Origin of the sequence: Aquimarina sp. I32.4 (assembly GCF_002924285.1) — a bacterium.
In the GTDB taxonomy this organism is placed as follows: Bacteria; Bacteroidota; Bacteroidia; order Flavobacteriales; family Flavobacteriaceae; genus Aquimarina.
In genome coordinates, this window is sequence record NZ_PGUB01000002.1 from 84,759 (window position 1) to 99,158 (window position 14,400).

13 protein-coding genes and 1 tRNA gene are annotated in these 14,400 nt (G+C 31.5%); 8 read left to right on the forward strand and 6 right to left on the reverse strand.

What is annotated here, in order from left to right; translation table 11 throughout:
• Window positions 1-116: 116 nt before the first annotated feature.
• From CVD18_RS00820 to CVD18_RS00840, 5 genes are all read left to right on the forward strand, one after another.
• Entirely contained in the window at window positions 117-1,025 is a 909-nt protein-coding gene (locus CVD18_RS00820; protein ID WP_199185026.1) for a fumarylacetoacetate hydrolase family protein, read from the forward strand.
• 378 nt (window positions 1,026-1,403) lie between these two features.
• Entirely contained in the window at window positions 1,404-2,417 is a 1,014-nt protein-coding gene (locus tag CVD18_RS00825) for an L-tyrosine/L-tryptophan isonitrile synthase family protein (protein ID WP_199185027.1), read from the forward strand.
• A 45-nt stretch (window positions 2,418-2,462) separates the two neighbouring features.
• Complete coding sequence (locus CVD18_RS00830) at window positions 2,463-3,299, forward strand: TauD/TfdA family dioxygenase (RefSeq protein ID WP_103863553.1); 837 nt, start codon at window positions 2,463-2,465, stop codon at window positions 3,297-3,299.
• Window positions 3,296-4,759: an FAD-binding protein gene (locus CVD18_RS00835; RefSeq protein ID WP_103863554.1), complete on the forward strand. Its 1,464-nt coding sequence runs from the start codon at window positions 3,296-3,298 to the stop codon at window positions 4,757-4,759. Before CVD18_RS00830 ends, CVD18_RS00835 begins: the two co-directional genes overlap by 4 nt.
• Window positions 4,760-4,813: 54 nt before the next feature.
• Window positions 4,814-5,014 carry a tautomerase family protein gene (locus CVD18_RS00840; RefSeq protein WP_103863555.1) on the forward strand — a complete coding sequence of 67 codons (201 nt, stop codon included), beginning with the start codon at window positions 4,814-4,816 and terminating at the stop codon, window positions 5,012-5,014.
• A gap of 163 nt (window positions 5,015-5,177) precedes the next feature.
• Here the strand turns inward: CVD18_RS00840 and CVD18_RS00845 are convergent, their stop codons facing one another.
• Both CVD18_RS00845 and CVD18_RS00850 read right to left on the reverse strand, forming a co-directional pair.
• Entirely contained in the window at window positions 5,178-5,954 is a 777-nt protein-coding gene (locus CVD18_RS00845) for a nuclear transport factor 2 family protein (protein WP_103863556.1), read from the reverse strand.
• A 304-nt stretch (window positions 5,955-6,258) separates the two neighbouring features.
• A tRNA-Arg gene (locus CVD18_RS00850) sits at window positions 6,259-6,332 on the reverse strand.
• 224 nt (window positions 6,333-6,556) lie between these two features.
• Here CVD18_RS00850 and CVD18_RS00855 point away from each other — a divergent pair.
• Window positions 6,557-7,069 (forward strand): adenine phosphoribosyltransferase, encoded by a 513-nt coding sequence (locus CVD18_RS00855; protein WP_103863557.1) that lies wholly within the window; start codon window positions 6,557-6,559, stop codon window positions 7,067-7,069.
• A 52-nt stretch (window positions 7,070-7,121) separates the two neighbouring features.
• Here the strand turns inward: CVD18_RS00855 and CVD18_RS00860 are convergent, their stop codons facing one another.
• The 3 genes from CVD18_RS00860 to CVD18_RS00875 all read right to left on the reverse strand — a co-directional run bounded on the left by CVD18_RS00860 (window position 7,122) and on the right by CVD18_RS00875 (window position 10,840).
• A complete protein-coding gene (locus tag CVD18_RS00860) occupies window positions 7,122-7,907 on the reverse strand; it encodes a hypothetical protein (protein WP_146052670.1) in 786 nt (261 codons plus the stop codon).
• A 307-nt stretch (window positions 7,908-8,214) separates the two neighbouring features.
• On the reverse strand, window positions 8,215-8,961 hold the full coding sequence (locus CVD18_RS00870; RefSeq protein WP_103863560.1) for a LytTR family DNA-binding domain-containing protein: 747 nt from the start codon (window positions 8,959-8,961) through the stop codon (window positions 8,215-8,217).
• Window positions 8,930-10,840, reverse strand: a complete 1,911-nt coding sequence (locus CVD18_RS00875; protein WP_103863561.1) for a histidine kinase — start codon at window positions 10,838-10,840, stop codon at window positions 8,930-8,932. Before CVD18_RS00875 ends, CVD18_RS00870 begins: the two co-directional genes overlap by 32 nt.
• Before the next feature lie 181 nt (window positions 10,841-11,021).
• On the opposite strand from CVD18_RS00875, the gene CVD18_RS00880 reads away from it, so the two are divergent.
• Both CVD18_RS00880 and CVD18_RS00885 read left to right on the forward strand, forming a co-directional pair.
• Window positions 11,022-11,879, forward strand: a complete 858-nt coding sequence (locus CVD18_RS00880) for a M57 family metalloprotease (RefSeq protein WP_103863562.1) — start codon at window positions 11,022-11,024, stop codon at window positions 11,877-11,879.
• Between the two features lie 129 nt (window positions 11,880-12,008).
• Window positions 12,009-12,962 (forward strand): calcium/sodium antiporter, encoded by a 954-nt coding sequence (locus tag CVD18_RS00885; protein ID WP_103863578.1) that lies wholly within the window; start codon window positions 12,009-12,011, stop codon window positions 12,960-12,962.
• A 214-nt stretch (window positions 12,963-13,176) separates the two neighbouring features.
• On the opposite strand, the gene CVD18_RS00890 is transcribed toward CVD18_RS00885, so the two are convergent.
• Window positions 13,177-14,202, reverse strand: coding sequence for a glutamine synthetase beta-grasp domain-containing protein (locus CVD18_RS00890; RefSeq protein WP_103863563.1), 1,026 nt, complete (start codon window positions 14,200-14,202; stop codon window positions 13,177-13,179).
• Window positions 14,203-14,400 lie beyond the last annotated feature (198 nt).

The window sequence follows — 14,400 nt, forward strand, 5'->3', positions numbered from 1 at the left end:
ACAAAAAGTGTAGTATTCCTTTTGGTTTAGTGTATGCTCTTTTCTTTTTTTGATTAAGACGTATTTTGCATATAAGCTAAAGTAATACTGCACTTTATTACAATAAAAACAAGGTGATGAGCGCTATTTTTGATACTCAAAATCAACATTTACCTATGAGATTTGCATCTTACAATATCAATAACAGAATAACGTACGGCTCTGTAATAGAAAAAGAAAACACTATTTTCTTAACAGATATTGGAAAAGATTATGGTTATGATCTATGTCACTGGATAAAGACAGGAGCATTAGATAAATTAATAGCTATAGCAAGAAATACTGAAATCTCTTATAGAGAAAAAGAGGTTGTTTATTTGTCGCCTATACTTTCAGGAGAAAAAATTGCGTGTATTGGTGTGAATTATGCGAATAGAAATGCAGAATACAAAGATAATTCTGACGTACCAAAATATCCCAGTTTGTTTCTTAGATATCAGGATTCATTTACAGGACATAAAGAAAACTTAGTGCGTCCACCAGAATCAAACCAATTAGACTATGAGGGTGAAATCGTCATTATCATAGGAAAACCAGGAAGACGTATTCCTGAAAATAAAGCTTTTGAACATATCGCAGGTCTAACATTAATGAATGAAGGAACTATACGAGATTGGGTTCGACATGCAAAATTTAATGTGACTCAAGGTAAAAATTTTGAAAAATCAGGAGCTATAGGCCCTTGGATGGTAACCGCGGATGAAATTAAAGATTATACCAATCTTACTATTGAAACACGCGTTAATGGAGAAATCCGACAACAGGATTCTACCATAAACTTAATGTTCTCTTTTGCTTATATTATTTCATATCTAAGTACATTCATGACGTTAAAACCTGGAGATATGATTTCTACAGGAACTCCTAATGGTGCTGGAGCAAGGTTTACTCCACCCATATACTTAACTCCTGGAGATATTGTAACGGTTGAAGTTCCTGAAATAGGAATTTTAAAAAACGGGATTGAAGATGAGATATTATTATAAGCATTGTTTTTGAATATATATATTGCTAAACACTTTATATCTATTAAAACATATCTAAAGAGGATTCACAATCAATAACTATAACTTTTATAATAAATTATAAAAAATACCCTCATAATAATATTTTTTCTTTTGAGAGAATTTTAAACAACAAACGACTTTTTGTTTTTGAAAATCCCAGCACTTTTTTTGTTAATACCAAGAAGATGAATCATTAAAAATATTCCAAGAATACAAAAATCCGATCTTAATGTTTAGCATTATTTATTAAAGAGTGTTAACATGAACTAAAGTCGCGTTAACATCGCAAATAGAGTAGAATTCCTTTTAAATAGTTACTTAACTTTCACTTAGTAGACTCAAAACACAAACTCAATTATGAAGATTTTAAATAATGAACCAAGTAAGCCTAATAGCTTAGATCAAATTAGAGATCAAGCCAAATATATTTTAACCGAAGTCATGCAATTTCGGCGAATGGTAAAATCTGAAGATATCTGTGATTCGGCTTCATGTACAAGGTGCCAAAAACAACATATAGACAAGATTATTACGGCAATTAAAGAAAAAAAGAAAATTAAGTTTGTCTTACCTGCATTTCCTGGTAAATCTCCAAACCCAGCAAAAGTTTTAGGACACCTCCCAGATATGGCTGAAAAAAAAGCGCTTACATTTTTAAATAATCTCTGTAAGCAAATTCAAAAAAAACATGAACCAGGGGCAGAGGTAATTATATGCTCAGATGGTAGGGTTTTTAGTGATGTTGTTGGGATTCCAGAAAAAGATGTGACAGCTTACCAGATGGAAATTGATTGTATTATAGAAAAATTAAACCTAACAGCGCTTTCTGTTTTTAATCTTGATAATATATATGTAGATGGTAATTTTGATCAAGCGCGTTCTGAACTAATAGAACAGTATGGACAAGATTTGGATAGTTTAAAGACTAAAATAAAAAAAGGAGGAAACGGTTCAAACGATCCAGAAGAAAAAGAAGCGAATCGTCTTTATTGTGGGCTTACACGATTTCTAGTAGAAGATTTACTATTTCCTGGACAGACTAGGTCTAAGAGTTCCATTCAAAAAGAGTGTAAAATAAAAGCATACCAAGCAATTATAAGAAGTAATGCGTGGACTGATCTAATTGCAGAAAAATTCCCTGAGGCCATTCGTTTATCCATACATCCACAGATTTGTGGCTCTAAAAAAATTGGAATTCAACTTCTAGGTATAGAAACATGGATGACTCCTTGGCATGCAGTCGCAGTAAATACTGGTGATAAATTTATATTAATGAAGCATAAAGAAGCTCAAAAATTAAATGTAACATTGGTTGAAGATGTAAATGGCCGTCCTAGTCACTATGAACTTATTCAGAAAAACAAGAACTAAAAACAGAATATCAATTTTAGAATAAAAAAATTAAATAGTTAAGTTATGAATTTTATAGCAACAAAATTATACCCATTTGGTTTATTAATTGAGCCCATTAATGGGAAAGAAGATATTAGAGATATAGATGTAAATGAACTACAAGATGTTTTATCACGTGAGCATTTGATTGCTTTAAGGGGATTTCAAAGTTTTGATAGTGCAGAGGATTTTTCTGACTATTGCGAAAAGTATGGAGAAATTAGTTTATGGCCTTTTGGAAAGATACTGGAGCTGATCGAACATGACAACCCTAAAGATCATATTTTTGATAATACCTATATCCCTCTTCACTGGGATGGTATGTATCGAGAACAGGTTCCAGAAACTCAGGTGTTTCATTGTGTGAACTCACCTGGTATTGATAACAAAGGAGGAACAACTTTTGTCAATACAAAATTGGTTTTAGAAAAAACTCCTGAAAGTGTTCGTGAGTTATGGAACAAGATTACTTGCGCTTATTCAAGAAAAATGGAATTTTATGACAGTAAAACGATTGCTCCACTTCTTACAAAACACCCTGAAAAAGATTTCTCAGTAATTCGTTACTGTGAACCGCCTCATAATAATGATGAATCTTTTATTAATCATCCAGGTTTTGAGGTTGAAGGTATTCCTAAACAAGAGATAGAAAATTTTATTGAAAACCTTAACAAAATACTCTACTCTCCTGAAAACCTATACACACACCAGTGGAAAACAGGAGATATAGTATTTTCTGATAATCATACTTTGTTGCATGGTCGAGAAGCTTTTACTAAAGGGGCACCCAGACATATAAGACGAGTACAGCTATTAGGAAAAACTCCTCTTGATAATCCTCATTTAATATATACAAAATGATTAGAAAAGAAACAGATATTCTTATTATTGGAGCTGGACCTGTAGGATTATTATGTGCTTATTTGGCAGAGCTTTCAGGATTGAAAACTATCATAATAGATACGTCTGTAGGCCCATTAGAAGTTGGGAGAGCAGATGCTCTTAATGCAAGAACATTACAGCTACTTGAGGTTGTTGATTTGTTCAAAGAGCTTTACCCGTTGGGCTTGCCTTGTAATACAAGTTCAGTATGGGAAAAAGGGAAGTTTGTATCTCGTCAATCTTCATGGTGGAATGAGCTGGAAGGATGTTTTCATAAACATTTTTTAATGTTAGGACAAGCATTTGTAGAGAAGCTCTTAGACGAGAAGCTTACATCAATTAATGCTCCTGTAGTTAGACAAACAACAATAGAAGATATTCAAATCACAGATCAAGGATGTATAAGTACGCTCTCTAATAAAGAGATAATAAAGTCTACATATCTTATTGGTGCAGATGGTTCCAATTCTTTTGTAAGAAACTACTTCAATATCCCTTTTGAAATCACACGCCCTCAAATTATATGGGCGGTAATTGATGCAGTATTTGAAACCGATTTTCCAAAGGTTCCAGAAATAATTGTTTTTCAGGCAGAAACATCAGATGTTGCTTGGATTCCAAGAGAAGGAGAGATTGACCGATTTTATGTCAGAATGGACCGCAAGGATTTTATTATGGAGGATGCTATAGAAAAAATAAACCTTGCAATGGCTCCACATACAGTTAAGATAAAAGAATTTGTTTGGTTTTCTCAATTTTCTGTAAAAGAATCTGTTGCCGAAAGCTACCTCATTAAAGATCGTGTAATTCTAGCTGGGGATGCTTGTCATATTCATTCAGTAAATGGAGGACAAGGTTTAAATACAGGACTGGCAGATTCATTTAATTTAATTTGGAAATTGAGTATGATCAAAAATCATGGAGCTCATCAAAGCCTGCTTAGTTCATATGAAAGTGAAAGAAAACCAATCGCTTTAAGTGTAATTGAAAGTTCTGGAGAACTTGTTCGTTCTACAAAATATTCAAACTCTGGCACTCATGCAAAAGATTATGTGAAGATTGTAGAGAAAAGAGCTGGAAATATTACAGGGATGGGAATTCGCTACAGTGAAAAAGGAATAATTAGAACAAGAGTGTATGATCTCATAGTACACCAAGAAAAAGATAAGAAACGACTCTATTCTCTTCTTGAGTATACTAAATTTACTCTTCTTTATTTTAGTGATCAAAGAATAGATTTAGAATTACCAGATTTTGTGAACTTACTACAAATTCATTCTAATAATTCACAATATGGATTTTGGACAGAGAGTAAACATTATAAAGATCAGGTTATTATAGTAAGGCCCGATGCTTATATTGAATCTGTAGGTACACTAAACGAAATAAATACTTTAATTAAAGGTCTTGTTGCTAAATATTCTAAAGGTTACATATAATATGGAACAGGAAACAAAATAAAACGTAACTACAAATAAAAAAACAGAATCAATATGCCATACATATCATTTGAATCAGGTAAGCTTGAAAAAAAAATCAAGCAGAAATTAATTGAGCAACTAACAGAGGTATCAGTAGATATTACTGGAATTCCAAAAGAGCTATTCTTTATATCAATAAAAGAAATTCCAGATGGTGATATAGCTGTTGGAGGGAAAACAGTAACAGAAATGAAAAAAGAATTAAAAAAATAAGTAAAGAGGCTAGTAGTTAACAGTTTGATATTTGGGAATGTCACTACTTTGTTGTTAGCTACTAGTTTTCTTATTTTCATTTTACTGTTTTATATTGATTTCAAAGGAGAAGCTCCTTATAAAACAGAGACTCCATACGCAAAGATCTTGTTTTGTACACATTCTAAAAATTAAACATAGTATTGTTATTGGCAAGATTCTCTGTTGGGATATCTTGACTAATGCTCCAATGAGCAGCTACCTTTCCCTCTTCTAATCTAAACAAGTCATATAATGCGGTCTTTTTTTCTGAAAGCATTCCTTCACTAATAGAGAGAACAAAGTTTCCTTCTCCAAAGACGGCATGCTGTTTAATGTATCGAGGAAAAAGAGAACCTTCTTGAACTGCTTTAATAAGACTTTCAACTCCATCGGAAAGCATCATATTATGCTGATGAAAATCAGTTTGAAAAAATTGAGGGATGGTAGTTATTATTTTTTCTACACCTTCATTTGTTAGAAGATTAAACAGCTCAATGATTTTAGACTTATTCATTTCAGTTTTATTTAAGTCATTTATTTCTGTTTTACCATCTAGTAAAGATCTATCGGATGCATTTGGTAAACCCATTTCTGTCATAACATTCCAGTGTTCTGCAATAAGACCAGTATTATCAAAACGAATGATATGAAAAGCTGCTGTTTCATCAAAACCAAAAGGAATAGCATTTATCCATTTATGATGCATGATGATGTGATTGCCATCTTCTAGCATGCGAATATTTTCAATTTTACTACCATAAGCTTTTAACTTAGGTATCATAGAAATAAAAGCAGCTCTTCCTGATGGTACCTTTGGGTTATGTTGGATATAACCTTCATGAACCATTTTTTTAATCGTTGATTCATCATATTCGCTAACAGCTGTATGATATGCTTTGGCCTTTTCTTTATTACTCATGTGTTGTTTTTTTATAAATAGGTTTATACTTTTATGATATAACTAAATTAGTGTTTTATAACAGTAAAGAGAAGGCAATTACTTAAAAAAGAAGAGGTTTAGATTGAAAATAAAATAATATATTCCGAATCAGATATAACTTTTGTAGGACGCGGTTGGAACGTATTTCTTTTGGTGGAAATGATTTTAGAATTGATAGCTAAACGAATCAGAAATGAAATTACCTAGAAATTTTCTTGCCACCAAATCTGTTGCCATAAAATCAAAAAACCCTTTAAAATCAATGTTTTAAAGGGTTTTTTAGTGACCTCGGCAGGATTCAAACCTGCAACCTCTTGAGCCGTAATCAAGTGCACTATTCAGTTATGCTACGAGGCCTTTTTGCGGGTGCAAATATAACTGTTTTTTATAGTATTAACCAAATTTACGCTAATTTTTTTAGAGATAAAAATGCGGTTTATATGGGTTGAGAAAGGCAATGTTTGAAAATATGATTCAAATAGCTTGATAGTACGTTTGTTAAAGGAAGAGTCCAGTGTAAAAACAATTAATTTGTTGATTCTTTTTTTAGCCTCTTTTTTTATTTTCAGTATTTTCGAACGATGAATATAGAAGATTATATCAGGAATATTTCAGATTTTCCTAAACCAGGGGTTTTGTTTAAAGATATTACTCCACTATTGAGTAACCATAAAGCTTTGGTAGCGTGCGTGGATCAATTGGCTGATTTGAGTCCAAAAGGTATTAAGATTGATAAAGTGATAGGGGTAGAGGCTAGAGGATTTATAATGGGGAGTATGATTGCTGAACGATTAGAAGCTGGATTTGTACCCGTGAGAAAAAAAGGAAAATTACCATATTCTGTAGTATCAAAAAGTTATGACTTGGAATATGGAGAAGATATTTTAGAAATACATATTGATGCAATTAAAAAAGGAGAGAATGTCTTAATACATGATGATGTATTGGCTACTGGAGGTACTGCAAAAGCGGTTTGTGATTTGGTGACAGAATTAGGAGGAGTAGTTGTACAGTGTAATTTTATTATGGAATTAAGCTTTCTAAAAGGAAGAGGCAAGCTAGGGGTTCCTGTAGCAAGACTTTTGGAATATTAAAAAAAGCCTTCATTTTTATGAAGGCTACTAAATAATATGGTAGAATTATTTTCTATTTTTTTGTAGTTGCAATAATAGCTCCATCTTTTGCTTTGTCACCATAAATACTAATTGCAGTTGTAGGTTTTAAAAAATCTACTTCGGCTAGTTTATCTGATTTAGCAAGTTTATCTAAAGTATCAAAATCAGCTTCTTCACCATCAATAATAATAAGCTTATTTATATCAGGGTTATCCACAAAATTAAATTTTTGTGATCTTGAGTTATGAAAAGGAGTAGCATGCTGACCATTAAACATAAAGTTTCCGCTTCCATCCTCATCAAAATCAAAGGATTTCATGATTTGATCTTTAAGCTTTTGAATATCCATATGATCATTAAAATTAAAAGCAAATCCATGACCTCTCATGATGCTATCCATATCCATTGCAGGGTTGTTGAATCCAGATTGCTTTTTAAAAACCATAATATCAGACATTCCTGAGTTTGTAATGTATAAACCACCATCTTTGTAGCCTAATTTTATTTCTGAAATTGGTGTATTAGAGGAGGATGAATATTGAGTTTTTGAATTTCCTTTTTTTAAAACAATACTTAAACCAATAATTTCCTTTTGTTTATTAAAATCTATTTTGTTAATAATTAATTCAATATCATTTTCTAAAAAGAATCCTTTTATGTCCTCCAATTCTTTTTCTGTTGTGTTTTTCTTAATTATCGCTGTTACCTCATCAGTGTTTTTTTGAGTAACGGTTAAATAATCATTTTGATGTTTTGTAAATGATGCTAAGGAAAACATACCTAGTATGCCTATCCCAATAAAGACCCACTTTCTCATACTATAAATTTTGGTTGTTTTTATAAATACAATTGATTTTTTCTTAATTACGAAAAATAGACAGAGATGTTGCAAAAAAATATTTTTATCAGCCAAGAGCTCTTTTAGTAATATAAAGTCTCCAACCAAAAATAAGGAGTTGTAGCTTAGAAGCTTTACTAATATCTAAATGTCTTTTTGTAAAGCTAGGAAGTATTGCTTTATTAATTTTGGCGATCATCGAAAAGAATTGTCGTTGCATGATTCAAAAATACAAAAAATGAATCTCTTTTTTGTGAGGTCATTTTTTTTAGATGCAGATGATCTATCAGATTCTATTCAATAGTTCTCTCTTTTTATCTCTTGATATAGATAATGTTTTTCCGTCACTCATTACAATATATCCTCCATCATTGCTAAGTAGTTTAAGGTAATGAGTATTAATTAGGTTGGATTTATGTATTCTAAAAAAGTTGGAAGGAGTTAATTTTTCTTCAAAAAATTTAAGGTTTTTAGAAACCACCATTTGAGGCTGGTTATTTAAAATGATAGAAGTGTAATTACCTTCTGCAATACAATACATAATATCTTTTACCTTAATAACGTGAGAACCTCTGCTATCTGATAGTATAATTTGAGAGGATTCTCTTAATTGAAAAAAGTTTTTTAAGTTTTCTTCTATATTGTTTTCAGGTGTTTTTTCTTTTTCGATAAATTGAGAGGCCTTAGTCATAGCTTTTTTTAATTCTATTGGATCTATAGGTTTTAGCAGATAATCAATAGCATCATATTTATATCCTTTGATAGCATAATCCTCATGAGCTGTTGTGAAAATTATTTTAGAATTTATACGATCTAGGTTAGGGATTATATCAAAAACAGTGCTGTTTCCTAATTGAATATCAAGAAGTACAACATTAGGAGTTTGGTCTTTAAATAGTTTTTTTATAGATGTTTGATCCCAAGCCTCTCCAGTGATCTTCACATAAGGGCAATAGGTGTTTAATAATAATTTTAGGCTGTTACGAGCCATTTTTTCGTCATCAATGATAACGCATTTTAGTGGTGTACTCATGATTGTGATCTATAATTGGCAAATTAAGAATAACTCTTGTTCCTTTTGGTTTATTAGTATGATCTAATAAGTCTGTAACCTCTAGTGAAGTTTCTTTATAACCTATTTTTTTTAGAAGCTTTATTCTTTCGGCAGTATTTTCAGAAGCGATAGACAGATGGTTTCTACTTTTTGCTTTTTTGTTTAGCGAAGCAGCTTTTTTTCTTCCAATACCATTATCTTCAATAATACATTGGATACAGTTATGTTTTTTTATGAAAGATAGTTTTAATTCTTTTTTATTTTTAGTGCTTAACCCATGAGTAACTGCATTTTCCAGATGAGGTTGTATGATCATTGAAGGTATTTTTGGGTTCAGTCCAATTAGATTTTGATCAATGTCTATATGTAGCTTAAATTGATTGTCAAATCTTTTGTTTTCTAAAATGATGTATGTTTTTATAATTTCTAATTCTTCTTGAAAGCTTATGTATAAACTATCAGAGTTCGACAATACCTTACGAATTAATTGTGATAATTCTCTCATATGTTCACTAGCCTCAAATTTATCTTTTTGAAGAATAAAACTTTGTAGTGTATTAAATGAATTAAATAAGAAATGAGGATTCATTATTGATCGTAGTGATTTCAATCTGGTAATACTTACTTCTTCATTAAGTTGAGAAATTTTTAATCTACTTTTTTGATAAATAGTAAAAAAGACTAATGCACATAGTAAAGTAATGATACCAGAACTCAAGGCGATAATTTTACTATTGTAAACCTGTTTGTTGTTTTTTAAATTTTTAGTTTCCAGATTTGTAATCAATTTATTTTTCTCCTTGAGAACCTTATTGTACTCTGATCTGGCGATTTCTCTTTTTAGCTTATTTTTATTAAACTTTTGAAGATACTTTTCTTTTGCTTTTAAATAATAGACAGATTTTTTTAAATCTCCTTTGATCTCAAAGATTTCTGCCAGATCGTTTAAACTCATAATAGTAGAAGGAGGGTGCTCGTTTTTGATTTTGCGTATTGATTTTTTGTAATATTCTATAGCCGTATCGTAATTTCCTAACTTATAATTTAACTCTCCCATTGTATTGAAAAAAAACGACACAAAAGATTCCTTTTTATTGTTAGAGATATTGTCTAGATCAATATATTTATCAATAATCTCTGAAGCTTCCTTGAGTTTATTTTGTCTTATGTAGCCGTATGCTACATTATTAGCTGCAATCTCTAATGAATTAAAACGATCTGGATTTTTTTCTAGTATCTGAATAGCCTGATTAGAAAAGTAAGCCATCGAATCAGGATTGGTCTTCTCAAAAGTAGTAGAGATGTTTAATAAAGAAATAGCTTTCATGTGATCTTTACCAGGTTGAATGTATGCAAAAGATTTTTTAAATTTTTTTCTAGCTATTTCTGGTTCTAGTAATTCACTGAATAATGTACCTTGATTAAGTAGGATAGACCATTTTAACTTCCCTTTTGGATACCCGTGAGATAATTCATCTGCTATACTATAATATTCTAAGGCTTTTAAAAACTGATCATTTTTTTGCATGTAGAAAGCAAACATAGAGTAAATTTCAATAATACAATTCGCCTTATTATTGTCTTTACAATAGCTAAGTAAATTAAAGAACTCTTTAGTTTCTGTACTTTTTAATTGGGTGTATGTATAATAACGTAATAAGGCTAGTTCACTTTTGATAATGCTATCAGTATTATTTAGTAACGTAGCTTTTTGTTGATTTTCTATAAGTTTAGCGAGTATCGAATCTTGTGTTGTTTTTTTTGAATATACATTTGTTATACTACTAGAAGACATAGGAGTAGTAATTAAACAGAGTAGTGTTAAAAGTAGTGGAAAAGCTGTTTTTTTAATTATCATATTGGTGTTATATGGGTAGTGAATGTACAAAAGAATTAAAATTTTGACTTATATTTTGTGATTTTATTGGTTTTATGTGTTAAAAGTAACGGTTCGTGTAAAAAAATAAGCAGTTGGTGTAATGTGTTTTAATTTTAATAAAGGATACAAATAAATTAGTGCAACTTTAAACACAAATTCAATGAAAAATTTCAAATTCCTTACGGTATTATTCAATGCTGTAATTCTAACTGTTTTTATATCCTGTGAAAAAGAATCTTCTTTTGATACTACAGAAGAAGTATCCAATGAGGTTTCTAAAGAAGTATTGGCAAAAATAGAACAGTTACATTATGATTCAAATGGCGTGCGTAAACAAATAATCACTGATATAGATGGTACTCAAAAAGAAATGTATCTTATAGAAGGGGATATCTCTATGTCATATGATCAGATTATGGCTACAGACCTTTATGGTGGAGTACAGAGTAAACAATATAGAACTAATAATTTGGTGAGCACTCCAAGAACATATCGTGTTGTTGGATATAATGGTAATGATAATTTTGGACTTAGTACTGTTGCCCAAAGAGGATTACAATATGCAGTAGCGAATTACAATGCCATTAATATTGGTTTTCAGATAGAATTAGTTTTTTCAACAAATTTTACGGCAAATGATATTGTAGCCTATACGCAAGTAAACTCTAATGAAATTCCACAAGATGGAGTTAGAGGAGTGGCTGGATTTCCTAGAGCAGGAGAACCATTTAAGAGAGTAAAAATTAATGGAGGCGCAAATAGACATGGTGATGACCAATTACTAGAAGGATTATTTACTCATGAATTAGGGCATTGTTTTGGATTAAGACATACAGATTGGAATACAAGACAATCTTGTGGTCAGAGTGGAGAGCCGGCTGCTCCCGAAGGAGCTATTTATATTCCTGGAACTCCAGGAGCCAGCCAGGATTCTTCCTCGATAATGAATGCATGTTTTCCTTATAATGAAGGTGAATTTGGACAATATGATATCGTTGCCTTAGAATATCTATATTAAAATACACACAACTTAGTTTTATTTGCTACAATAGAGCTGTTTTTAAAATAGCATCCTGAAATATGGATGCTATTTTTTTTGAAGAAAAGTATTGATATAATAGTATCTTCGCAAACAAAATTTAAATTTATGATTACTAGCATATTTTATGTTATTATTGGACTGATACTTCTTGTAGTAGGAGGAGAATTCTTGGTGAGATCGTCTGTCGCACTTTCTTTTCGACTTAAATTATCTCGTATGGTAATTGGGTTGACAGTAGTTTCTTTTGCAACTTCTGCACCAGAATTATTGGTAAGTATTCAGGCAGCATTAGACGGATTATCTGATATTTCTTTAGGTAATGTGATAGGGTCTAATATAGCTAATATAGGATTGGTGCTAGGAATCACAGCAATAATTGGTCCTCTGGCTATTGATAAAGATTTTTATAAGTTTAACTGGCCAGTGATGGTACTGTTGTCATTTGCTCTGTATTTGGTTTTAGAAAATGATGGAGTGCTGACTCGCATAGAAGGAATGGTGTTATTATTATCTTTATTGGTATACCTTGTTATATTAATAAGAAGAGCTAGAAAAGCATCTACTGTAGAAGTAGAAGAAGTTGATGATTCTTTAGAGAAAACTTCTAATTTCAAGATTGTTATTTGGTTGCTTATTGGTGGTAGTACATTGTATTTTGGATCGGAGTTATTGGTAAAAGGAGCAGAGACTATTGCTTTTAATATGGGAATTAGTGAAGGTGTTATAGCAGTTACTCTAATTGCAGTAGGAACAAGTGTTCCTGAATTAGCCGCATCTGTTATTGCAGCACTCAAACAAGAAAAAGCAATCTCTTTAGGAAACCTTATCGGGTCTAATATTTTTAATATAGCGTCAGTTTTGGGAATAACCTCTTTAATTCAGCCAATTGCAGTAAAAGATGAGACATTGATGAATGTAAACATTTATTGGATGCTTGGTTTTGCAATGGTTCTTCTTCCGTTGGCATTTGTACCTAAGAGAATGGTGCTTGGTCGTACAAAAGGGATTTTAATCTTTGGTGCTTATTGTGTTTTTATAGCCTTAGTATTTCTGAAATAGAAGAATGATTCTATGTTTTTTCTTTTTACTCATTGAACTTATTTAAACTTTTTGGTTTTAAGTTTGCTTTGAAATTAAAGATCTGTTTAAATGGAATGCTTCGTTACTCTGAGGTAGTTTATTCAAATAAAAATAGAGATAAAAAAAGACACCTTTCTTGGAGCACTCCAAGAAAGGTGTCTTTTGCGTTTAATTTAGTTGGTAAATAGATGTTTTATGCTAATACTGCTGTTACATCTGCGGTTTTTACAGTAGTAACAATTCTTGCAGCAATCTTATAAGGATCTCCATTAGAAGCAGGACGACGATCTTCTAGCCAACCTTTCCATCCGTTCTCTACAGTAATGATAGGTATTCTTATAGAAGCTCCTCTATCAGATATTCCGTAAGAGAATTCATTTATAGATTGTGTCTCATGCAATCCAGTTAATCTTTGGTCATTAAATTCACCATATACAGCTATATGCTCTTCGGTAACAGGTCTGAATGCTTCACAAATAGTTTCATATACTTCTTTAGAGCCACAAGTTCTTAGAAGTTCATTAGAAAAATTAGCATGCATTCCAGAACCATTCCAGTCTCCTTTTATTGGTTTTGGATGATAATCAATATAATATCCATAGTGCTCAGTTAAACGATCGAGTAAGTATCGAGCAATCCAGATTTCATCACCTGCCTTTTTTGCACCTTTGGCGAATAATTGAAATTCCCACTGGCCACTAGCTACTTCTTGATTGATGCCTTCAAAATTAAGTCCAGCAGCAATACATAAATCAGCATGTTCCTCAACAAATTCTCTTCCGTGTGTATTTCTTCCGCCAACAGAACAATAATACATACCTTGAGGACCTGGATAACCACCCACAGGGAACCCTAAAGGTAATTGGGTGTTTTTATCCATGATAAAGTATTCCTGCTCAAAACCAAACCAAAAATCATTGTCATCATCATCAATGGTAGCTCTTGCATTAGAAGGGTGAGTAGTTCCATCAGCATTCAGAACTTCGGTCATAATAAGATAACCATTTTTTCTTACAGGATCAGGATAAATAGCAACAGGCTTTAGTAAGCAGTCAGAAGAACCACCTTTTGCTTGTCTTGTAGAGCTACCATCAAAAGACCACATTGGGCAATCTTCAAGTTTTCCACTAAAATTTTCTACAACTTTTGTCTTACTTCTCAGATTAGCAGTTGGTTCGTAACCATCTAACCAAATGTACTCTAATTTAGTCTTATTCATAATTATTACTTTATAAATTGAACACTTACAAAAACCAAAATTAGGCTATATTTATTTTAGGCCCAAAAAATAGGGGGGATAAAACTAAAAAAGCATATATTTTTGAAGATACCCTGTTTTTTTTAAGGGCATTTTGAATAATTGTTAATATAAAAGAAAAGATTTTTCATATCTATAATAGAAACTTCTTTTATCTTT